The 20,663-nt window shown below is 60.2% G+C and carries 21 protein-coding genes and 1 pseudogene; 19 read left to right on the forward strand and 3 right to left on the reverse strand.

From position 1 onward, the window contains the following. Window positions 1-176: 176 nt before the first annotated feature. Window positions 177-3,437, reverse strand: a complete 3,261-nt coding sequence (gene rne / locus V7787_RS47115) for a ribonuclease E (RefSeq protein ID WP_064491351.1) — start codon at window positions 3,435-3,437, stop codon at window positions 177-179. Between the two features lie 797 nt (window positions 3,438-4,234). Here rne and rluC point away from each other — a divergent pair. From rluC to V7787_RS47130, 3 genes are read left to right on the forward strand one after another with little or no spacing between them, the layout of a single operon-like run. Next, a complete protein-coding gene (gene rluC, locus V7787_RS47120) occupies window positions 4,235-5,191 on the forward strand; it encodes a 23S rRNA pseudouridine(955/2504/2580) synthase RluC (RefSeq protein ID WP_003247149.1) in 957 nt (318 codons plus the stop codon). A gap of 3 nt (window positions 5,192-5,194) precedes the next feature. After that, entirely contained in the window at window positions 5,195-5,869 is a 675-nt protein-coding gene (locus V7787_RS47125; protein ID WP_010952931.1) for an HAD family hydrolase, read from the forward strand. Window positions 5,870-5,875: 6 nt separating this feature from the next. After that, on the forward strand, window positions 5,876-6,865 hold the full coding sequence (locus V7787_RS47130; RefSeq protein ID WP_121161932.1) for a S49 family peptidase: 990 nt from the start codon (window positions 5,876-5,878) through the stop codon (window positions 6,863-6,865). A gap of 447 nt (window positions 6,866-7,312) precedes the next feature. Here V7787_RS47130 and V7787_RS47135 read toward each other — a convergent pair whose 3' ends face one another. Beyond that, window positions 7,313-7,891, reverse strand: coding sequence for a Maf family protein (locus V7787_RS47135; RefSeq protein ID WP_336094640.1), 579 nt, complete (start codon window positions 7,889-7,891; stop codon window positions 7,313-7,315). A gap of 96 nt (window positions 7,892-7,987) precedes the next feature. Between V7787_RS47135 and V7787_RS47140 the strand changes: the two genes are divergently transcribed. From V7787_RS47140 to tmk, 10 genes and pseudogenes are all read left to right on the forward strand, one after another. Further along, window positions 7,988-8,515: a YceD family protein gene (locus tag V7787_RS47140; RefSeq protein ID WP_010952934.1), complete on the forward strand. Its 528-nt coding sequence runs from the start codon at window positions 7,988-7,990 to the stop codon at window positions 8,513-8,515. A 13-nt stretch (window positions 8,516-8,528) separates the two neighbouring features. Then, on the forward strand, window positions 8,529-8,711 hold the full coding sequence (gene rpmF, locus V7787_RS47145; protein ID WP_003247154.1) for a 50S ribosomal protein L32: 183 nt from the start codon (window positions 8,529-8,531) through the stop codon (window positions 8,709-8,711). 3 nt (window positions 8,712-8,714) lie between these two features. Next, window positions 8,715-9,725, forward strand: coding sequence for a phosphate acyltransferase PlsX (gene plsX / locus V7787_RS47150; protein WP_019437406.1), 1,011 nt, complete (start codon window positions 8,715-8,717; stop codon window positions 9,723-9,725). A gap of 127 nt (window positions 9,726-9,852) precedes the next feature. Beyond that, entirely contained in the window at window positions 9,853-10,791 is a 939-nt protein-coding gene (fabD, locus tag V7787_RS47155; RefSeq protein WP_010952936.1) for an ACP S-malonyltransferase, read from the forward strand. 15 nt (window positions 10,792-10,806) lie between these two features. Beyond that, window positions 10,807-11,547 carry a 3-oxoacyl-ACP reductase FabG gene (gene fabG / locus V7787_RS47160; RefSeq protein ID WP_003247160.1) on the forward strand — a complete coding sequence of 247 codons (741 nt, stop codon included), beginning with the start codon at window positions 10,807-10,809 and terminating at the stop codon, window positions 11,545-11,547. Between the two features lie 203 nt (window positions 11,548-11,750). Beyond that, window positions 11,751-11,987 (forward strand): acyl carrier protein, encoded by a 237-nt coding sequence (gene acpP, locus V7787_RS47165; RefSeq protein ID WP_003247161.1) that lies wholly within the window; start codon window positions 11,751-11,753, stop codon window positions 11,985-11,987. 187 nt (window positions 11,988-12,174) lie between these two features. Beyond that, window positions 12,175-13,419 (forward strand): beta-ketoacyl-ACP synthase II, encoded by a 1,245-nt coding sequence (gene fabF, locus V7787_RS47170; protein ID WP_010952938.1) that lies wholly within the window; start codon window positions 12,175-12,177, stop codon window positions 13,417-13,419. Further along, complete coding sequence (gene pabC, locus V7787_RS47175) at window positions 13,419-14,234, forward strand: aminodeoxychorismate lyase (RefSeq protein ID WP_064491350.1); 816 nt, start codon at window positions 13,419-13,421, stop codon at window positions 14,232-14,234. The genes fabF and pabC overlap by 1 nt, the downstream gene beginning before the upstream one ends. A gap of 4 nt (window positions 14,235-14,238) precedes the next feature. After that, window positions 14,239-15,474 (forward strand): endolytic transglycosylase MltG, encoded by a 1,236-nt coding sequence (gene mltG / locus V7787_RS47180; protein ID WP_336094641.1) that lies wholly within the window; start codon window positions 14,239-14,241, stop codon window positions 15,472-15,474. A 9-nt stretch (window positions 15,475-15,483) separates the two neighbouring features. Further along, window positions 15,484-15,801: pseudogene (tmk, locus tag V7787_RS47185) on the forward strand (dTMP kinase); the annotation flags it as partial. A gap of 318 nt (window positions 15,802-16,119) precedes the next feature. Here tmk and V7787_RS47190 read toward each other — a convergent pair. Then, window positions 16,120-16,584 (reverse strand): helix-turn-helix domain-containing protein, encoded by a 465-nt coding sequence (locus V7787_RS47190; RefSeq protein ID WP_336094642.1) that lies wholly within the window; start codon window positions 16,582-16,584, stop codon window positions 16,120-16,122. Window positions 16,585-16,712: 128 nt separating this feature from the next. On the opposite strand from V7787_RS47190, the gene V7787_RS47195 reads away from it, so the two are divergent. From V7787_RS47195 to V7787_RS47220, 6 genes are all read left to right on the forward strand, one after another. Next, the gene (locus V7787_RS47195) at window positions 16,713-17,108 is read left to right on the forward strand and encodes a DUF6957 family protein (protein WP_336094643.1); all 396 of its coding nucleotides are present in this window, start codon (window positions 16,713-16,715) and stop codon (window positions 17,106-17,108) included. Window positions 17,109-17,155: 47 nt separating this feature from the next. Further along, on the forward strand, window positions 17,156-17,635 hold the full coding sequence (locus V7787_RS47200) for a hypothetical protein (protein WP_336094644.1): 480 nt from the start codon (window positions 17,156-17,158) through the stop codon (window positions 17,633-17,635). Further along, window positions 17,628-18,002 carry a hypothetical protein gene (locus V7787_RS47205; protein ID WP_336094645.1) on the forward strand — a complete coding sequence of 125 codons (375 nt, stop codon included), beginning with the start codon at window positions 17,628-17,630 and terminating at the stop codon, window positions 18,000-18,002. Before V7787_RS47200 ends, V7787_RS47205 begins: the two co-directional genes overlap by 8 nt. A 176-nt stretch (window positions 18,003-18,178) precedes the next feature. Next, window positions 18,179-18,667, forward strand: a complete 489-nt coding sequence (locus tag V7787_RS47210; protein ID WP_336094646.1) for a hypothetical protein — start codon at window positions 18,179-18,181, stop codon at window positions 18,665-18,667. A gap of 399 nt (window positions 18,668-19,066) precedes the next feature. Beyond that, window positions 19,067-19,615, forward strand: a complete 549-nt coding sequence (locus tag V7787_RS47215; RefSeq protein WP_336094647.1) for a hypothetical protein — start codon at window positions 19,067-19,069, stop codon at window positions 19,613-19,615. Between the two features lie 69 nt (window positions 19,616-19,684). Beyond that, window positions 19,685-20,663: hypothetical protein (locus V7787_RS47220; protein WP_336094648.1), on the forward strand; the 979-nt coding region annotated here is incomplete at its 3' end.

Consider the following 20,663-nt stretch of genomic DNA (forward strand, 5'->3'; position numbering starts at 1 on the left):
CGCCACCGTATTCGCGGGTAAACCCGCTCCTACACCTGATCGGTGGTGGACACACATCGGGGGTTGGACACATGCCATTGTAGGAGCGGGTTTACCCGCGAAGAGGCCAGTCAGGCAAACCAAAAAAAAGCCCCGCCAGTTCGCACTGGCGGGGCTTTTTCATTCAGCTCTGGCTATCAGCCGTGATGAGGTTTGTGTTCATCGGCGGTTTCCAAGGCTGGTTCCTGGGAGGCTGCAGCAGCTTCCTGTGCGGCTTTGGCAGCAGCCTCGGCCTCGCGCTTACGGCGACGCACTTCACGTGGGTCGTTCGGTGCGCGGCCGTTGGCCAGCATGACAGTGGCAGGTTCGACCACTGCCGGTGCCGGTGCAGGCTCGGCCACTACTTCTGGCTGGGCTTCGACAACCGGGGCAGGCTGCACGGCAACCGGAGCGACTTCGACCACGGCCGGGGCCTGTTCGATTTCACCGGCTTCTACCGCTGGGGCTTCTGCCGGGGTTTCAGTGACCACGGTTTCTGCAACCACGACCGGCTCAACAGCAGGTGCATCTTCAGCGACAGGCTGCGGGGCCATTTCGACCACAGGCTCGGCAGTTGCCTCGGCTGCGGCCACTGGCTCGGTGACCGGCTGCTCGACCGCTGGGGCCACGGACGCTTCTTCAGCTTTGGTGGCCGCTTCGACCTGCTCGACCGGTTGGGCGGCTTCGCTGTTGTCGGTTTCTGCAACGGCAGCGACTTCGGCGGTAGCACGCTCGGCCTGCTGGTTGGCCTGGGCTTCTGCGTCGGAGCTGATGTTGCTGCTGGCGACAGCAGCCGTCACGGCAAGGCCGGCAGCCAGTTCGGCACCCAGCTCGGTGGCCTGGTGCTGTTGTGGCTGCTCTTCGCTGCCTTCTTCTTCACTGCCGTCGATCAGCTCGCCATTGGCATTGCGCTGACGCTCACGACGGTTGCTGCGACGACGCTGGCCACGGGAGCGGCGGCGCGGGCGCTCGCCATCGGTGCCTTCCTGCTCGTCTTGCAGCAGCTCTTCGCCTGGCAGTTGCTCTTCGGCCAGCTCGGCTGCCTGTTCGGTTGCTTCTTCGGCAGCGCGTGGTTGGCGCTCTTCGCGTGGTGGGCGCGCGGCGCGTTCTTCGCGTGGAGCACGCTCTTCGCGCGGTGCGCGTTCCTCACGTGGAGCACGTTCTTCGCGAGGGGCGCGTTCTTCACGTGGAGCACGCTCTTCGCGAGGGGTGCGTTCTTCACGCGGTGCGCGTTCTTCACGTGGAGCACGCTCTTCACGCGGTGCGCGCTCTTCACGTGGCGCTCGCTCTTCGCGGGCTACACGTTCTTCACGCGGCTGGCGCTCTTCGCGTTCGGCTGGCGGGGTAGCGTCCAGCGGCTCGCGCAGTTCGCGAACGCGCTCTTCGCCGCGGTTGCCACGGCGGTCTTCGCGTGGTTGGCGCGGCGCACGTTCTTCGCGCGGTGCACGCTCTTCACGTGGGGCACGTTCCTCACGCGGCGCACGCTCTTCGCGTGGGGCGCGTTCCTCGCGCGGTGCACGCTCTTCACGCGGTGCGCGCTCGGCACGCTCTTCACGCGGTTTACGTTCTTCGTCGCGGCGGCCGTTGCGGTTGCGGCTTTGCTGGCGGCCGTTGCGGCGTTCTTCGTTACGCGGGCTGCGCTCGGCAGCCGGTTTTTCGGCGGCGGGCACCACTGGCGCGGCGGCAGGCTCGTCCTTGCCGGCGAACAGGCTCACCAGCGACTTCACCAGGCCTTTGAACAGGCTTGGCTCCGGAACGCTCGGGGCAGGGGCTACCGGCGCGGCAGCCTGGGGCTCTTCAGCGGCGGCCGGTACCGGTGCGTTGGCGCGGGCCGGGGCCGTTTTCACTGCGGCTTCCTGGCGTACCAGGGTGCGGGTGGCGGTCGGTTGCGGCGCTTCTTCGGCTTCGGCGGCGGCGATTTCGTAGCTGGACTGGTTGTTCAGCACTTCAGGGTTGTCGTCGCGCAGGCGCTGGACTTCGAAGTGCGGGGTTTCCAGGTGGTCGTTCGGCAGGATGATGATGCGCGCACGGGTGCGCAGCTCGATCTTGGTGATCGAGTTACGCTTTTCGTTCAGCAGGAACGCGGCTACCGGGATCGGCACTTGAGCACGTACTTCGGCGGTGCGGTCCTTCAGGGCTTCTTCTTCGATCAGGCGCAGGATGGCCAGCGACAGCGATTCGACGTCACGGATGATGCCGGTGCCGGAGCAGCGTGGGCAGACGATGCCGCTGCTTTCGCCCAGCGATGGGCGCAGGCGCTGACGGGACATTTCCAGCAGGCCGAAGCGCGAGATGCGGCCTACCTGGACGCGGGCGCGGTCGGCTTCCAGGCATTCACGCACGCGCTCTTCAACGGCGCGCTGGTTCTTCGCCGGGGTCATGTCGATGAAGTCGATGACGATCAGGCCGCCGATGTCACGCAGGCGCAGCTGGCGGGCGATTTCCTCGGCCGCTTCCAGGTTGGTCTGCAGGGCGGTTTCTTCGATGTCGCTGCCTTTGGTGGCGCGCGCCGAGTTGATGTCGATGGACACCAGGGCTTCGGTCGGGTCGATCACGATCGAACCGCCGGACGGCAGGTCGACCACGCGCTGGAAGGCGGTCTCGATCTGGCTTTCGATCTGGAAGCGGTTGAACAGCGGTACGCTGTCTTCGTACAGCTTGACCTTGCTGGCGTACTGCGGCATCACCTGGCGGATGAAGGTCAGCGCTTCTTCCTGGGCGTCGATGCTGTCGATCAGTACTTCGCCGATGTCCTGACGCAGGTAGTCGCGGATGGCGCGGATGATGACGTTGCTTTCCTGGTAGATCAGGAATGGCGCGGCGCGGTCCAGGGACGCTTCCTTGATGGCGGTCCACAGCTGCAGCAGGTAGTCCAGGTCCCACTGCATTTCTTCGCTGCTGCGGCCAAGGCCGGCAGTGCGCACGATCAGGCCCATGTCGCCCGGTACGGTCAGGCCGTTCAGGGCTTCGCGCAGTTCGTTGCGCTCTTCGCCTTCGATGCGGCGCGAGATGCCACCGGCACGCGGGTTGTTGGGCATCAGCACCAGGTAGCGGCCGGCCAGGCTGATGAAGGTGGTGAGGGCGGCGCCTTTGTTGCCGCGCTCTTCCTTCTCGACCTGAACGATGACTTCCTGGCCTTCGCTGAGCACTTCCTTGATGTTGACCCGGCCTTCAGGGGCCTTCTTGAAGTACTCGCGGGAGATTTCTTTCAGCGGCAGGAAGCCGTGACGTTCGGAACCGAAGTCGACGAAGGCGGCTTCGAGGCTGGGTTCGATGCGGGTGATCTTGCCTTTGTAGATGTTGGCCTTTTTCTGCTCGCGCGCGCCGGACTCGATGTCCAGGTCGTAGAGACGTTGGCCGTCCACCAGGGCTACACGCAACTCTTCGGGTTGAGTCGCGTTAATCAGCATTCTTTTCATGTTGTACCGTCGGTTTCCGGGCTGCCGGAAACGGCGTTCGGCACACACGACGTCTCATGGTCGGTGCCAAGGTGCGCAAAGGGTGGCCGGGCCACCCCCGTGTCGAGCGACGTTCGGCACCAGCCGGTTGCCCAGCCTGCCGTTGTCGCGACGACGCGTCCTGTTTGCTGCGGTGCCAACAAGGCCCCGGTGGCTTCGAATAGGTATCCGAATCAACCAAGCGGGCCTTGTGCACTCAGTCAGGAGGAGGAATCAACCGTCAGCCGTGGACGCCCGGAGGGCATCTGTTCAGGACCTTATCCGCTCACCAGCCGTCAGTGGGCTGGTGGCCGGACGCGGTGCTACACGGTCCGAGGGCTGTGCATCTCCACCCTGCACGTATCCCTGATAATTCGGGTGCTGCCGCGCGCTGAATCCGCAACGGGTTGCATTTTTCGCCAGCGCTGGTTCTGCGCTGGCGCCATTCATGTCCAAGGCAGGTATTTCCGAAGCATTCGCCGGGCGATGCGTGGAAGCGACTCGCGGGCAGAGGTGCAGCGAAAAGAATCGGGTAAGCAGGTGAAACACCGCACTTGTCGTTTTTTTTCGGTCTTCTCTACACGGCGCTGGTGGCGATTCCAGGCATTTCGGTAAACTGGCGAAAACCCCGTAGGACGGCCTCGCGTCCTGGAGAATTGCGAAGGTCAAGGACCGGCAAAGAGCCTGGTGCCGCTGGCCTGCCGCTTTTGGCGGCGTTCGCGACTATAGCAGCAATGATTAAGTGCTTCAATTCCATAAAAAATTGTTATGATCTCGCAATGACGACCAATACCCCTCCGACTTCCGGCGTTCAGCTGATCGAAGTCGCGCCGGAGCTTGCCGGCCAACGCATCGATAATTTCCTCATCACGGCCCTCAAGGGCGTGCCCAAGACACTGGTCTACCGCATCCTGCGCAAGGGTGAGGTGAGGGTCAACAAGGGCCGCGTCAAGCCGGAGTACAAGATCCAGGCCGGCGACATCGTGCGGGTTCCGCCCGTCCGCTTGCCGGAACGAGACGAGCCGGCGCCGGTGGCCCAAGGCCTGCTGCAGCGTCTGGAAGCCGCCATTGTCTACGAGGACAAAGCGCTTATCGTGATGAACAAGCCGGCCGGCATCGCCGTGCACGGCGGCAGTGGCCTGAGCTTCGGGGTGATCGAGGCGCTGCGCCAGTTGCGCCCGGACGCCAAGGAGCTGGAGCTGGTGCACCGCCTGGATCGCGACACGTCTGGCCTGTTGATGATCGCCAAGAAGCGCAGCATGCTGCGCCACCTGCATGCCGCCCTGCGCGGCGATGGTGTCGACAAGCGCTATATGGCGCTGGTGCGCGGCCATTGGCCAACCTCGAAAAAGCAGGTCAACGCGCCGTTGCTCAAGAGCAACCTGCGTTCCGGCGAGCGCATGGTCGAAGTGAACGATGAAGGCAAGGAGGCGCTGACCCTGTTTCGCGTCCTGCGCCGTTTTGGTGACTTTGCCACCATTGTCGAGGCGCGCCCGATCACTGGTCGTACCCATCAGATCCGCGTGCACACCCTGCATGCCGGGCACATGATCGCAGGCGACAGCAAATACGGTGACGAAGATTTCAGTCGCGAAATTCGTGAGTTGGGTGGCAAGCGCCTGTTCCTGCATGCCTACGCGTTGACTGTACCGCTGCCGGACGGTGGTGAATTGAAGCTCGAGGCGCCTGTGGATGAGGTCTGGGCGAAAACCGTTGAACGTCTGAGTGCGTCCTGATCCATGAAAAAAGGCTATGAGCTACTGATCTTCGACTGGGATGGCACCCTGGCCGATTCCATTGGGCGTATCGTCGAGGCCATGAATGTCGCCGCGGAGCGTGCCGGCGAGGCGCAGAGCAGCGACGCTGCGGTCAAGGGTATCATTGGTCTGGCCTTGGACGAGGCGATCCACACCCTGTACCCGCACCTGGCGCCTGCAGAGGTTGCCAGCTTCCGCCAGCACTATGCCGATGTGTACGTTGCGCTGGATCAGCAACCTTCGCCGTTGTTCGATGGCGTGGTCGAGTCGCTGGATGCCTTTCGCGCCGAGGGTTACCGCCTGGCGGTGGCCACCGGCAAGGCTCGTCGCGGGCTGGATCGGGTGCTCAAGGCCAACGGCTGGGAGCGGTTCTTCGACATCACCCGCGCCGCTGACGAGACCCGTGGCAAGCCACACCCGCTGATGCTTGAGGAAATCCTCGGGCATTGTGGCGTCGAACCGTCGCGTGCGCTGATGGTCGGAGATTCGGCATTCGACCTGCAGATGGCCAGCAATGCCGGCATGCATTCGGTGGCGGTTGGCTATGGTGCCATGTCGCTGCAGGCGCTGGCCGAGTTTGGCCCGCAGGTATGCATCGATCACTTTTCCCAGTTGCGCGAGTGGCTGGGTGGTTCCGCAATTCCACTTCCAAGGTAGGTAAGCATGGCAGACGAATGGAAAGCCCCTGAGGCCGAGCCCGGGGAGCGCGAAGAGCGCAACAGCTGGAAGCTGCTGGAAAAGACCTTGCTGGCCAGCGTGCAGGAGCAGCGACGGTCGCGGCGCTGGGGGATCTTCTTCAAGCTGCTGACCTTCGTCTACCTGTTCGGCATTCTGGCGTTGTTCTCGCCGCTGATGGACATGGACAAGGCCGCTTCGCGCAGTGCCAGCCATACCGCGCTGGTCGAGGTGCGCGGGGTGATTGCCGATCAGGAGGCTGCCAGCGCCGATAACATCGTCAAGAGCCTGCGCGAAGCGTTCAAGGACGACAAGACCAAGGCTGTGGTGATGCGCATCAATAGCCCGGGTGGCAGCCCGGTGCAGGCAGGTTACGTGTATGACGAAATCCGTCGCCTGCGTGCCGAATATCCCGCCATCAAGCTGTATGCGGTGATCGCTGACCTTGGTGCTTCCGGTGCCTATTACATCGCCAGTGCGGCGGACGAGATCTATGCCGACAAGGCCAGCCTGGTGGGGTCCATTGGGGTGACGGCGGCGGGTTATGGCTTTGTTGGCACCATGGAGAAGCTAGGGGTCGAGCGCCGTGCCTATACATCGGGTGAGCACAAGGCGTTCCTTGATCCGTTTTCGCCGGAAAAACCAGAAGAGACCCGGTTCTGGCAGGGTGTGCTGGATACCACGCACCGGCAGTTCATCGCCATGGTCAAGCAGGGGCGGGGTGAGCGCCTGAAGGATAAGGAGCACCCGGAGTTGTTCAGCGGCCTGATCTGGTCGGGTGAACAGGCCAAGGCGCTGGGGCTGGTGGATGGCTTGGGCAGTGCCAGCTATGTGGCGCGTGAGGTCGTGGGCGAGAAGGAGTTGGTTGACTTCACCGTTCAGGAGTCGCCTTTCGATCGCTTCTCCAAGCGCGTGGGTGCCAGCGTGGCTGAGCACCTGGCGATGTGGATGGGGTTCCAGGGGCCGCAGTTGCGTTGAGTTCGTCGCAGTTCTTGTGGTGTCTGGCAGATCAAGCGCCGCCTGCGCGGCGCATTGCGCGCAGGCTCGCTCATCGATCAGGGTGCCCAGCGGTGCGTTGTAGGCGCGGGTTTACCCGCGAATAGGCCAGACCTGCCGGCCAATATCCCTGGCCATTCACCGTCGCAGCACCATCGCATTCGCGGGCAAGCCCGCTCCTACAACAATCGGTGGTGTCGCCATCTGCTGTTGTGGGGTGTTCCCGCGAATGGGTCGGATTTGCCGTCCAATATCCCCGGCCATTCACCGTCGCAGCACCATCGCATTCGCGGGCATGAGCTGGTGTCGCCACGCCCGTTGTAGGAGCGGGTTTACCCGCGAATAGGCCAGACCTGCCGTCCAGCATCCCCGATCGTTCACCCTCCCGGGCGGCGCTCGATCTGCCGGGCGCCCAAATCCCCAGCCAGGTTACGGAACCATCACCCCTTCCTTGGTCAGCATATCCACCAGCCGGATCAGCGGCAGCCCGATCAGGCTGGTCGCGTCGCACCCGTGCGTGCTCTGGAACAAGCTCACCCCCAGCCCCTCCGCCTTGAAACTCCCTGCGCAATCCAGCGGCTGTTCTGCTGCCACGTAACGCTCGACCTGCTCCCTGCTCAGTTCACGCAGTGTCACGGTAAAAGGCACGCAATCTACCTGGCACTGCCCGGTGGTGCTGTTCAGCAGCGCCAGTCCGGTCAGGAAGCTCACCTGTTGCCCGCTGCACTCCAGTAGTTGCTCGCAGGCGCGCTCGAACGTATGCGGCTTGCCCAGCACCTGCTCGCCCAGTACCGCAACCTGGTCCGAGCCTATGATCAGGTGTCGGGGGTGGCTGCCTGCCAATGCCTCGGCCTTTTGCCTGGCCAGCCGGCGCACCAGCTCTACGGGCGGTTCGCCATCCAGGCGTTGCTCGTCTATATCGGGGCTTGCCCAGGTGAAGGGCAGGTGCAGGCGTGCGAGCAGTTCGCGGCGATAGGCAGAGCTGGAAGCCAGTAACAAAGGAAGCATGGTAGACTCCGGGTTCGGTTGAACCAATTCTATCACGCACGATGCCGCCTAATTTCCTTTGACAGGGGCGGGGGGCATCCCTAGAATGCTGCGCCTATGTTGAATGACCCGATTCCACCTCACGTTGACCCGCGCAAATTAGCCGATCGTGGCGTAACTCTTAACGGTTCGCTGCAACTCGCTGATTTGGAAAGACTCTGCGACCCGCTTTCCGACAATGTCGGTACGGTGCAGGCGAAGTTCGATTTTGAACGAGATGAACAGCACGTGGTGGTTATCCACAGCGAGCTGGACGTCGAAGTCAAGATGGTTTGCCAGCGTTGTCTTGAGCTGGTCACCCTACCGATCCACAGCGAATGTACATACGCTGTGGTGAAGGAGGGTGCGAATACCCAGTCGTTGCCGAAAGGCTATGACGTGCTGGAACTGGGCGAAGATCCTTTGGATCTGCAGGCATTGGTTGAGGAGGAGCTTTTGCTCGCCTTGCCAATCGTGCCTGCTCATCATCCGGAAGAATGCCAGCAGCCGGCGGGCGCAGACGAGCCCGAATCGAGCAAGGACGAGGTATCGCGGTCCAACCCGTTCAGTGTTTTGGCGCAGTTAAAGCGTGACCCAAACGTTTAGGAGTTAATCAATTATGGCTGTTCAGCAGAACAAAAAATCCCGCTCTGCCCGTGACATGCGCCGTTCGCACGACGCCCTGTCGGAAAACGCGCTGTCGGTAGAGAAAACCACCGGTGAAGTTCACCTGCGTCACCACGTTTCGCCAGAAGGCGTATACCGTGGTCGTAAAGTGGTCGACAAGGGCGCTGACGAGTAATCCTTGTCCGCTCAGGTCATCGCGATCGACGCAATGGGCGGGGACTTCGGTCCCCGCAGCATTGTCCAGGCTAGCATTGCCTGCCTTTCGGCTACCCCCTCGCTTCATCTGACCCTCGTCGGTCAACCCTCCCTCCTTGAAGATCTCGTCAGCGGCCTGCCAGCTGCGGATCGCGCGCGCCTGCAGATTGTCGCCGCCAGTGAGGTAGTCGGCATGGACGAGCGGCCATCCCAGGCGTTGCGTGGCAAGCCGGATTCGTCGATGCGCATCGCCCTCGAACTGGTGCGCGACGGAAAAGCCCAGGCCTGTGTCAGTGCCGGTAATACCGGGGCGCTGATGGCGTTGTCGCGCTTCGTGCTCAAGACCCTGCCGGGTATCGACCGGCCGGCCATGGTGGCGGCGATCCCGACCCAGACGGGTTACTGCCAACTGCTCGATCTGGGCGCGAATGTCGACTGCAGTGCCGAAAACCTCTACCAGTTCGCGGTAATGGGCTCGGTGGCCGCTCAGGCCCTGGGTGTGCATCGGCCACGCGTGGCGCTGTTGAATATCGGTACCGAGGACATCAAGGGTAACCAGCAGGTCAAGCTGGCTGCCACGCTGTTGCAGAACGCCCGCGGCCTCAACTACGTCGGTTTCGTCGAAGGGGATGGCCTGTACCGGGGTGAGGCAGACGTGGTGGTGTGCGACGGTTTTGTCGGCAACATACTGCTCAAGTCCAGCGAGGGCCTGGCGACGATGATCGGTGCGCGCATCGAAAAACTGTTCAAGGGCGGTGCTTTTGCCCGCATTGCCGGGGCTGTTGCCATGCCGCTGCTCAAGCGTCTGCAGGCCGACCTGGCGCCGGCGCGGCATAATGGGGCGAGCTTCCTGGGGCTGCAGGGTATCGTCATCAAGAGTCATGGCTCGGCGGGTGTGCAGGGCTTTCAGAGTGCCATCCAGCGGGCGCTGATCGAAATTCAGGAGAACCTGCCGCAGCGGCTGCACGGCCGCCTTGAAGACCTGTTGCCTTAGGCATTTCGCCGATGAAGTGCTTAAATGTGACCGCTTGGTCTATGTTTCCATCCAAGTTTTCAGATTCCGCGCCTGGCTTCGGCCCTGGCGCACACTATCCGACGACAAGATCATAAGGGCTTGTTCAATGTCTGCATCCCTCGCATTCGTCTTTCCCGGTCAAGGTTCCCAGTCGCTGGGCATGCTCGCCGAGCTCGGCGCCGAGAAGCCAGTGATCATCGAAACCTTCAAGGAAGCGTCCGAAGCGCTCGGCTACGACCTGTGGAAGCTGGTCCAGGACGGCCCGGAAGAGCAACTCAACCAGACCGACAAGACCCAGCCGGCAATCCTTACTGCGTCCATCGCACTGTGGCGCCTGTGGCTGGAAGAGGGCGGTGCCAAGCCTGCCTTCGTTTCCGGGCACAGCCTGGGTGAATACAGCGCCCTGGTCGCCGCTGGCAGCATCAGCCTGAAAGATGCCGTTCGCCTGGTCGAGCGCCGCGGTCAGCTGATGCAGGAAGCCGTACCGGCCGGTCACGGCGCCATGGCTGCCATTCTCGGCCTGGACGATGCTGTGGTCGTGGAACTCTGCGCCGAAGCCGCTGAAGATGAAGTGGTCAGCGCCGTGAACTTCAACTCGCCTGGTCAGGTGGTCATCGCCGGTAACAAGGCGGCGGTAGACCGCGCCATGGAGCTGTGCAAGGCCAAAGGTGCCAAGCGCGCCCTGCCACTGGCGGTGAGCGTCCCGTCGCACTGCGCCCTGATGAAGCCCGCCGCCGAGCGCTTTGCCGAATCGGTCAATGCCATCGAATGGAAGGCCCCGCAGATTCCGGTGGTGCAGAACGTCACCGCCGCCGTCGCTGCCGACCTCGATGCTCTCAAGCACGACCTGCTGGCACAGCTGTACCAGCCGGTACGCTGGGTCGAGTGCGTGCAGACCCTGGCCGCCAACGGTGCGGTCAACCTGGTCGAGTGTGGCCCGGGCAAGGTCCTGGCTGGCCTTAACAAGCGTTGCGCCGACGGCGTGACCACCTACAACCTCAACACCCCTGACGCCGTTGCTGCCACCCGCGCGGCACTGGCCTGATTTGGAGAAGCTTGCATGAGCCTGCAAGGTAAAGTTGCACTGGTTACCGGCGCCAGCCGTGGCATTGGCCAGGCCATCGCCCTCGAGCTGGGCCGCCAGGGCGCGACCGTGATCGGTACCGCCACTTCGGCGTCCGGCGCCGAGCGTATCGCTGCCACCCTGAAAGAACACGGCATCACCGGCACCGGCATGGAGCTGAACGTGACCAGCGCCGAATCGGTTGAAGCCGTGCTGGCCGCCATTGGCGAGCAGTTCGGTGCGCCGGCCATCCTGGTCAACAACGCCGGTATCACCCGCGACAACCTCATGCTGCGCATGAAAGACGACGAGTGGTTCGATGTCATCGACACCAACCTCAACAGCCTCTACCGTCTGTCCAAGGGCGTGCTGCGTGGCATGACCAAGGCGCGTTGGGGTCGTATCATCAGCATCGGCTCGGTCGTCGGTGCCATGGGTAACGCGGGTCAGGCCAACTACGCGGCGGCCAAGGCCGGTCTGGAAGGCTTCAGTCGCGCCCTGGCGCGTGAAGTGGGTTCGCGTGGCATCACCGTCAACTCGGTGACCCCGGGCTTCATCGATACCGACATGACCCGCGAGCTGCCGGAAGCTCAGCGCGAAGCCCTGCAGACCCAGATTCCGCTGGGCCGCCTGGGCCAGGCTGACGAAATTGCCAAGGTGGTTTCGTTCCTGGCGTCCGACGGCGCCGCCTACGTGACCGGCGCTACCGTGCCGGTCAACGGCGGGATGTACATGTAATACTGCAACTCAATGTGACGGGTTTCGTAAAAAAAGAGTCATACTGCGAGCCTAAAATCCGTTATAAAGCTGCAACCAGATTCCAGGCAGCGGGTGTGGTGACTAGCCTGAAGGTGCGTTTAGCTTGAAAAGCGAACGTCTTTCTATAAAATTAGCCACCGGCCAGCTGCCTGACATATATCCATTAGGAGTGAAAACTAGGTATGAGCACCATCGAAGAACGCGTCAAGAAAATCGTCGCCGAGCAACTGGGCGTCAAGGAAGAAGAAGTGACTGAGACTAAGTCCTTCGTCGATGACCTGGGTGCCGATTCGCTTGACACCGTTGAACTGGTGATGGCTCTGGAAGAGGAATTCGAGACCGAAATCCCTGACGAAGAAGCCGAGAAGATCACTACCGTTCAAGCCGCCATCGACTACGTCAAAGCCCACCAGGCCTAAGACGCGACAGTCGACGTTTCTTGTCGGGGAAAACCGCACTGCCTTCGCCGGCGTGCGGTTTTTTCTTTGCGAGCGCCTCGCATTTATCAGGCGGCTTCGTTCACCGCGCACCAAGAGCTTGTTGCCATTTCATTCCAGCACTTGAATGCAATGGCAAGAGACTCTGTTATTAGAAAAGGAGAGTACTGTGTCGCGTAGACGCGTCGTGGTCACCGGTATGGGTATGCTGTCGCCACTGGGTACCGATGTACCGAGCACCTGGCAGGGCATTCTGGCTGGCCGCAGTGGCATCGGTCCGATCGAACACACGGACCTGTCTGCCTACTCCACCCGTTTTGGCGGCTCGGTGAAAGGCTTCGAGGTTGAGCAGTACCTGTCGGCCAAAGAGGCCCGCAAGCTCGACCTGTTCATCCAGTACGGCCTGGCGGCTGGTTTCCAGGCCGTGCGTAATGCCGGCCTGGAGGTCACCGATGCCAACCGCGAGCGTATTGGCGTGGCCATGGGCTCGGGTATCGGTGGTCTGACCAACATCGAAGAAACCAGCCGCACCCTGCACGATTCAGGGCCGCGCCGCATTTCGCCGTTCTTCGTGCCGGGTTCGATCATCAACATGATCTCCGGTTTCCTGTCGATCCACCTGGGTCTGCAAGGGCCGAACTATGCCATCGCCACTGCGTGCACCACTGGCACCCATTGCATCGGCATGGCCGCGCGCAATATCGCCTACGGTGAAGCTGACGTGATGATCGCAGGTGGCGCCGAGATGGCCGCTTGTGGTCTGGGTATGGGCGGTTTTGGCGCTTCGCGCGCACTGTCTACCCGCAACGATGAACCAAGCCGGGCCAGTCGCCCGTGGGACAAGGGCCGTGACGGCTTTGTACTGTCCGACGGTGCCGGAGCCCTGGTGCTCGAGGAGCTGGAGCACGCCAAGGCCCGCGGTGCGACTATCTATGCCGAGCTGGTTGGCTTTGGCATGAGCGGCGACGCCTACCACATGACCTCGCCACCCGACTCTGGCGAGGGCGCTGCCCGCTGCATGGCCAACGCTTTGCGCGATGCCGGTATCCAGCCGGAAGAAGTCAGCTACATCAACGCCCACGGCACTTCTACCCCGGCGGGCGATGTGGCCGAAGTGGCGGCGATCAAGCGCGTGTTCGGCGAGCATGCCTACAAGCTGGCGGTCAGCTCGACCAAGTCGATGACCGGTCACTTGCTGGGCGCCGCGGGCGCGGTGGAGGCGATCTTCAGCGTGCTGGCCATCAATAGCCAGATGGCCCCGCCGACCATCAACCTGGACGAGCCGGACGAGGGGTGTGACCTCGACTTCGTTCCCCACCAGGCGCGCAGCATGCCGATCGACGTGGTGCTGTCCAACTCGTTCGGCTTTGGCGGCACTAACGGCTCGCTGGTATTCCGCCGGTTTGCCGGCTGATGCACAGCTGGATCGACGGCCAGCCGGCGACTGCACTCAACCTGCAGAACCGCGGCCTGGCCTACGGCGATGGCCTGTTCGAAACCATCGCTGTGCGAGGCGCCCGGCCCAGCTTGCTGGACGGCCACCTCGCACGCCTGGCACTGGGCTGCCAGCGTCTGGCGATCAACGCCGATCTGGCGCTGGTACGCGACGAGCTGCTGCGCTACGCCAGCCAGTTGGGTGAGGGTGTCGTCAAACTCATCCTTACCCGTGGCGATAGCCAGCGTGGCTATGCGCCAGCTGTCGATGCAGCGCCGCGGCGTATCCTGCAAGGCAGCCCATTACCCCGTTATCCTGTCGAGCATGCCGAGCATGGCGTACGTTTGTTCCCTTGCCAGACCCGGCTTGGGGAACAACCACTGCTGGCCGGCCTCAAACACCTTAACCGCCTGGAGCAGGTGCTGGCCCGTGCCGAATGGCAGGACAGCGACCATGCCGAAGGCCTGATGCGTGACGCGCAGGGCAGGGTGATCGAAGGGGTATACAGCAATCTGTTTCTGGTGCGCGATGGCGTGCTGCTTACCGCCGACCTTAGCCGTTGTGGCGTGGCGGGCGTGATGCGTGCCGCACTGCTGGAACAGGCCCCGCTGCTGGGTATTGCGGTACAGGTCTGCGACCTGTCGTTCGAGGCGCTTGAGCAAGCGGATGAAGTATTTGTTTGCAATAGCGTTTACGGCATTTGGCCCGTGTGTGGCGTAGCCGCGCTAAACTGGTCGCCGGGCCCGCTCACTCGTAAACTGCAGGCCGTTGCCCGTACGTTACTGGAAACCTGAATTCGTGAGACGTAAATTCCTGCTGTTGCTGGAAATGGGCTTGATCCTTGCCGGCCTGGCGTTTGGCTGGTCGGCCTGGAAGGTCAACTCGGTCCTGGAGCAGCCCCTGCACGTCACGCAGGAGCGCCTGCTGGATGTGCCCAATGGCACTAACCCCAACCGCATGTTCTACAGCATGCAAAGGGAAGGGTTGCTCGACGACGCTGTCTGGTTGCGTTTGTACTGGCGCTTCAACATGGCCGGCACCCCCCTGCACACCGGTGAGTACCGTCTTACCCCTGGCATGACCGTCGAGCAATTGTTCGACGCCTGGCGCCGTGCCGACGTGGTGCAGTACAACCTCACCCTGGTCGAAGGCTGGACCTTCCGCCAGGTGCGTGCGGCCGTGGCCAAGCATGAAAAGATCAAGCATACCCTGGAGGGCTTGTCGGATGCCGAGGTCATGGACAAGCTCGGCCATACCGGTGTGTTCCCCGAAGGCCGTTTCTTCCCCGACACCTACCGCTTCGTGCGGGGTATGAGTGATGTCGAGTTGCTGCAGCAGGCCTACATGCGTCTGGACGAAGTGCTGGCCAAGGAGTGGGCCGAGCGGTCCACCGACCTGCCGTATCGTGACCCGTACCAGGCGCTGATCATGGCCTCCCTGGTAGAGAAGGAAACCGGCATTCCGCAGGAGCGCGGGCAGATCGCCGGCGTGTTCGTGCGGCGCATGCGCCTGGGTATGATGCTGCAGACCGACCCGACGGTTATCTATGGCATGGGTGAACGCTACAACGGCAAGATCACCCGCGCCGACCTGCGCGAGCCGACGCCCTATAACACCTACACCATGACCGGCCTGCCGCCGACCCCGATCGCCATGGTCGGCCGCGAGGCGATTCACGCGGCGCTGAACCCATCCAATGGCACCAGTCTTTACTTCGTCGCCCGCGGCGATGGCAGCCATGTGTTTTCCGACGACCTCGACGACCACAATTCGGCAGTGCGCGAGTTCCAGCTCAAGCGCCGGTCGGACTACCGCTCCAGCCCCGCGCCGCAGCAAGAGGCCAAGCCAGGTGCCGATGATGCCGAACAGGCATCGGGCGCCGACGATGCGCAGCGCCCTGAGCCCCCAGCAGCGGACCCGTCAGCAGCGGACGAGCCAACTGCGCAGCCAGCCCCCGATCAAGCGCCCGCGCAGGATGCCCCTGCCGGCGGTGCGCAAGCGGCCGAGCGGCCGACGCCTGACGAACAACATTAAGGACTGCCTGTGAGCGGCTTGTTTATTACTTTGGAAGGCCCCGAAGGCGCGGGCAAGAGCACCAATCGCGACTACCTGGCCGCGCGCCTGCGCGAGCACGGCCTGGACGTGGTGCTGACCCGTGAGCCAGGCGGTACGCCGCTGGCGGAAAAGGTGCGTGAACTGTTGCTGACACCCAGTGACGAAGGCATGGCGGCCGACACTGAGCTGCTGCTGGTGTTCGCCGCTCGCGCCCAGCACCTGGCGCAGGTCATCCGCCCGGCGCTGGCCCGCGGGGCTGTTGTACTGTGTGATCGTTTCACGAACTCCTTGTTTTGGAGGAGGGGAGAACGTAAACCTTCGGGATTCAGCGCTTAGCTCGATCTGCTTTCTCTCAACCCTAGTCAGAACGGGGTTTGTGGAGTAGGAGAAGCATTGCTAGTGACTTCATCATAGCACCTAGGTGCGGAAATACGTAAACCACCGCTCGTCAGCGAAAATCGTAGGTCAAATGTAAACCTATTTTGGCCGTACACCATCCTTTTCGCCCTTCCCGATGCTCTTATCCAATCCAGTCCCCCCTCAAGCCCAATGAATTCGGGCTTTCTTAGGTTTACATCCGCATTTCCGGCGCCTTCACGGCGGCAATCCGGACTCCATCCCACCTTAGGTTTTTTGATGCCAAAGCCGCCGCAAGGTGCTCTCAGGTATCCCTAGCTCCTTCGCTGCCTGAGCCTGGGTAAATCCTCTCTTCTTCAAGTCCTGAACGGCGTCCCATTTCTTCCTAGCGCCGTCTGTGCCTGGCCGGGTCAATTCCGCTGGCTCTGTTGGCAGAGTTGCATCTGCGAGCTCTAAGGCGTCCAGCTCTGCAAGAGAAGTCAGGAGCATCTCCCTAGCTGTTCTTTGATCATGAGAGGCAACCGCCAGGGCTAGGAGGGTGATCGGCTCCACCTTCAACGCGGCTGCTATCTGGTAGCTCGTGTCGAGGCTCACCACACTCTTTCCAAGTTCTAGCTTACTCACATAGGGCTGAGAGACCGAGTCGCCGACATTGGCGATGTCCTCTTGGAACAGCCCTTTACGAGTGCGTAGCAACTGGAGGCATGCTGCAAAGGAATAACGCAGCGACATCGCAAGCTCCCCAAAAGCGAACGGTATGCCGCGTTTGCCTGCCGCCATGCAAAGAGCTATAGTAATATGGATGGCGGTCTAGGCTTTGATCGTCAATTTATGCGTAATTATTGGCGGGGATGTAACGGATGGACAGAGGGCTCGAAGATGGGCTGCTGGGCGAAAATGGGGTTGCCCTGATTGGCTCCGAGCTGTCTCTCGAAGAAGTTCTCGCTGCGGCAAGACAGCGGTTCAAGTGGTTTCCTCTGTGCGTAGTCGAAGACTGGGTAATTCTCGATGCGATAGTTACTGAAGAGGAGCGAGCAAAGGTAACCGCTGCTGGATGCCAGCCAATGTTCCTTTTTGCCCACCATGTGCTGCATGACGATCAGCGGCGCTTCGAGCCCGGCAACTGGGTACGCTCCTCTATGGGCACTTCGTTTAAAGATGGCTACCTATTCGTAACTCGGAATACTGCCTACGTGTTGAAAGGCCCCGGGTATCGCAAGCCTTCCAGCCTGCAAGGCATCTTCTCCATCTTCTAAGTGTCACGAGCTACTCGTGGTGACTTGCCTGTTTCAGAGGTCAAGATATGTTCCGTTCGCACCAAGCTGACATCGCTGGTTTCCCAGGTATGTTTGGAGATGGATTGATGCATTGGCACGGCGTTTCCCGAGCTCTTGCTACGCACTGGTATCACGTGAGTGTTCAGCGTCTCCATGAAGGTCAATTCAGGAGCTATGAAGAAATGCTCAATGACGAGACCCGGCTCGTTGAGTTGCTAGTGGCGCAAGATGAAACCTTGGTTGTTCAGGAAGTCCAAGCGGTAACACCCGGCTGGATGAACAAAGGCGATGGCTGGAAGATGGAAAAGCTGGTGTCTCTCTCCATGGGCTTCAGCATGGATGAAGTGCCGGTCTCGATCCTTGAGGTTGAGGGCGGTGAGGTTTACATCGACACGCATGAACCAAGCCTCAAAGTTGAGTCCTTGACTGGCTTGAAAGAGCTGTATCGTAGTCGTACCAAGAAATACACTTCAACTGCAGGGCTCGGAGGCTATAACAATGTCTGACGACAATCGCGTTGAAGTCGACTTTTACACTAAGCGCTACTCTGATTTCGACCTGCTTCGCATAGCAAGAGCGGTTGGGCAGAAATATGAGGATGACGTTACTGCGTTTCTTGTTAACGTCCAGATTCATAAAACTACGGCGGTGGGTGTTGTGTTCGGCCATGTCCGTCAAGGGCCCCACGGGCGTTTTGCTGACGGGCACCTGATCCAAACTTCAGACATTCTAGGTGTCAAAAAGGAAGGGAGGTTCTGGGTGATCACGACCATTCATTCGAGGTACGTGGTGGCTACTTTCCGCCGTGATGGAGGTCGCCGGAGCTTGAGAGATTTTTGCCTCCAAGTGGGCAATCGCTACCCTAACACATAACTGCGTTATCAAATCCAGCCTGGGCGCGCCGAGTTGTGCCCATGGCGTTATCGTGCCTGAAATTCAGGTAAAGCAAGGAGCTGTAAGTGTTTATAAAGTTTGAATACCTGAAATTTTCGGGCTGTCTACAAGATATACGAGTTTTTGAGAGATTCTCAGATAACGTGCAAGTCATCATGAAAATAGATGACGTCTTAATTCCTAATTTTCGGATGCCTACCCGAATCTATGAGGAATTGGAGAATGGTAGTCGGTATGAGTTTTATGGTCTTGTTCAAAAATCTAGGGATAAGCAAAAAAATAAAGGATTTGTGATGGCTGTAAAAGCCGAAAACGGTAAGGTTCTAGAGCAGGCTAGCTTGAAGTACACGAGCCAATTGGGTATTTGGGCGAACGGTGCGGTAATTGCGGGCGTGGCGTTTTTGATATCCTGGATTGGGTTGTTTTTTGCAATCGGCGCGTTTGATAAAAGTGGTGGGTCGTACAACGGCTTTGCTCAATTTGTATCCGATCTGACTGGCTACTCTCTTACCATTGCTGGTTTGGTGTTTGCTGGTTTCGTTGGTGTAGGTATCAATTTGTTCCGTAAAGCAAAAGCGCTTGATACTTGGCAGTCGATTGCTCCTGCCAAGCTCGTAGAGCGTTTCAGCAAAATGCACCGCTGACCCCTTGGCGGGCCGCTGTCGCGGACGGCTCTCGTGAACCAAGCCCCGCGACTGCGGGTCTTGGCCCTACGGGCTTTGATCCTCCCGCCTTTTGGCCATCCTTGGCCTGCGCGCTCCGCTTGCATATATGAGCGGTCGCTTTCTGCAAAGTCTCTGCTGCGGATCTCAATTATTCTGGGTGTATGAACCCAGCGCCATGTTCCCGCATTTCTCATTTGTACACTTGATATCGGCCCTCTATCTTAACGCTGAAGAGTATTTAAAGCCTGATGATGGGGTAACGGGTATGCTTGGCGCATACTTGTAACTATGGTTTCGGTCAAGGTTTTTGATAAATTAATTTGGTTTAATTGTGTGGTGTGATATTGTCCCCTTAATGATTTTTCAAAGGGGCGATTCATGCCTGGTATTCAAGAAGGCTTGTGCAGTAGAAGAGAGATCACTGCTTGGCGGGATCGAGAGTTTGATGTTCAGTTGTCCGCCAAAATTCAGGCTGAGCCTAATGGGGTTAGGCTCTCCATTGAGGAGGACTACTTTCTCATTGAGTCGAGTGATGCCGAAGAGCTCGCGAGAGCACTTTATGAAGCGGTGAATGTGACTGTGGGTAATAAAGCCGGTTACCTGGTTAGTCCTGCTCGTAGAGAAACTGAAGTGGCGAGATCGTATCGGAGGCGAGCAGGTCTTTGGGACTATTCTGCTTCGGCTACATTTTTGGCCATTGACGCTACTGATGACCTAAGAGAACAGCCTGGGTCGAAGGCTATTTCAATTTCGGTTGAAACCATTTTTGATGGTGGGATTCAGTTAGTGGGAAATGGTTGGTGCTGCTCGTTTGCTATGGACGATGCTGTGTGGATGAGTAATAGCCTCATGGAGGCAGCTGGCCAGGAGCCTCTGGACACGTTCGAGACTTTTTACAGGGCACATAGTGGTCGCTCCCGCGTCTGATTAACCCACGGTTGCGTTGTGGAAGGCAGCTGGGTTAACACTAGCTGTCAGTCTTCTTGGAACAGTGCCATGGCCCAACCGTCTCCAACAGTGCTTGATGCCACCAAGCTCTTCAACAACGCTCTGACCTCCATACGGCTGGGCATCGAAGACTTCGAACTCAGCCAGAAAGTGCGGGAGGATGGTGGAGATCCAGCGCGTGCGCTTTCAGCGGTACGGAACCTCTTTGCGGGCGTGCTGCTGCTTTTCAAATTCAAGTTGGCTACTTGTGCCACTGACCCTGCCGCAGCAGCTCAGCTCATATTCATGCCGCCCGAAATTCTTCCTCAAGGTGACGGTGAGGGAGGCGTGAAATGGCTGCCCGTGGGCAAGTTCAGGCCGACTACGATTGATGTCGCAACGATAGAGAAGCGCTTCAAGGCGTTTTCTATCGAGGTTGACTGGGATGTTATCCGCAGGCTTCAGACTTGCCGGAATGAGCTCGAGCACCTTCATCCAGCGAACACCCTCGGCGAGGTGGCAGACTTCGTTTCCGAGCTTTTCCCTGTGCTTCGGGACTTCATTCAAACCCAACTGCAGCTATCTCCGGCAGCGCTCCTAGGTGAAGCATGGGAGTCAATGCTCAACCACCACCAGTTCTTAGAGTCGATGGGCGAGCAGTGCAGGGTGGGCTGGGCCCAGGCGGGTGTTCCTGAAAGGATGCAGGCCTGGCTGGAAGAGAGTTGCTGTGAGGAATGCGGTTCAACTCTAGTAGCCCCTCACCCAGATTCACTCAAGGCTAGGCTGCAGGTAGAGAGCGATACGGAAAATTTTGAATACCTCTGCCTGTGTTGCTCGCATTCAGGGCCGATCGCTGAGCGCATGCTTGAAGCACTGTCTGATGCTCATTACTACGATCCAAGTGATGGAGAGGATCCACCTCTGGAGGAGTGCGATGCGTGTGGGATATACGCTTTCCTTACGCATGACCAGTCATGTCAATGGTGCGGGGCAGGGCTGACCTATTCTCAGTGTGCGATTTGTTATGCAGGCCTGGGGCAGGACGATC

This window comes from Pseudomonas sp. CGJS7 (assembly GCF_036961695.1).

Excerpts from the sequence above, each read along its gene's own strand:
- rne (WP_064491351.1), bottom strand. The coding sequence starts at position 3,437 with ATGAAAAGAATGCTGATTAACGCGACTCAACCCGAAGAGTTGCGTGTA.
- rluC (WP_003247149.1), top strand. The coding sequence starts at position 4,235 with ATGACGACCAATACCCCTCCGACTTCCGGCGTTCAGCTGATCGAAGTC.
- V7787_RS47125 (WP_010952931.1), top strand. The coding sequence starts at position 5,195 with ATGAAAAAAGGCTATGAGCTACTGATCTTCGACTGGGATGGCACCCTG.
- V7787_RS47130 (WP_121161932.1), top strand. The coding sequence starts at position 5,876 with ATGGCAGACGAATGGAAAGCCCCTGAGGCCGAGCCCGGGGAGCGCGAA.
- V7787_RS47135 (WP_336094640.1), bottom strand. The coding sequence starts at position 7,891 with ATGCTTCCTTTGTTACTGGCTTCCAGCTCTGCCTATCGCCGCGAACTG.
- V7787_RS47140 (WP_010952934.1), top strand. The coding sequence starts at position 7,988 with ATGTTGAATGACCCGATTCCACCTCACGTTGACCCGCGCAAATTAGCC.
- rpmF (WP_003247154.1), top strand. The coding sequence starts at position 8,529 with ATGGCTGTTCAGCAGAACAAAAAATCCCGCTCTGCCCGTGACATGCGC.
- fabD (WP_010952936.1), top strand. The coding sequence starts at position 9,853 with ATGTCTGCATCCCTCGCATTCGTCTTTCCCGGTCAAGGTTCCCAGTCG.
- fabG (WP_003247160.1), top strand. The coding sequence starts at position 10,807 with ATGAGCCTGCAAGGTAAAGTTGCACTGGTTACCGGCGCCAGCCGTGGC.
- acpP (WP_003247161.1), top strand. The coding sequence starts at position 11,751 with ATGAGCACCATCGAAGAACGCGTCAAGAAAATCGTCGCCGAGCAACTG.
- pabC (WP_064491350.1), top strand. The coding sequence starts at position 13,419 with ATGCACAGCTGGATCGACGGCCAGCCGGCGACTGCACTCAACCTGCAG.
- V7787_RS47190 (WP_336094642.1), bottom strand. The coding sequence starts at position 16,584 with ATGTCGCTGCGTTATTCCTTTGCAGCATGCCTCCAGTTGCTACGCACT.
- V7787_RS47195 (WP_336094643.1), top strand. The coding sequence starts at position 16,713 with ATGGACAGAGGGCTCGAAGATGGGCTGCTGGGCGAAAATGGGGTTGCC.
- V7787_RS47200 (WP_336094644.1), top strand. The coding sequence starts at position 17,156 with ATGTTCCGTTCGCACCAAGCTGACATCGCTGGTTTCCCAGGTATGTTT.
- V7787_RS47205 (WP_336094645.1), top strand. The coding sequence starts at position 17,628 with ATGTCTGACGACAATCGCGTTGAAGTCGACTTTTACACTAAGCGCTAC.
- V7787_RS47210 (WP_336094646.1), top strand. The coding sequence starts at position 18,179 with ATGAAAATAGATGACGTCTTAATTCCTAATTTTCGGATGCCTACCCGA.
- V7787_RS47215 (WP_336094647.1), top strand. The coding sequence starts at position 19,067 with ATGCCTGGTATTCAAGAAGGCTTGTGCAGTAGAAGAGAGATCACTGCT.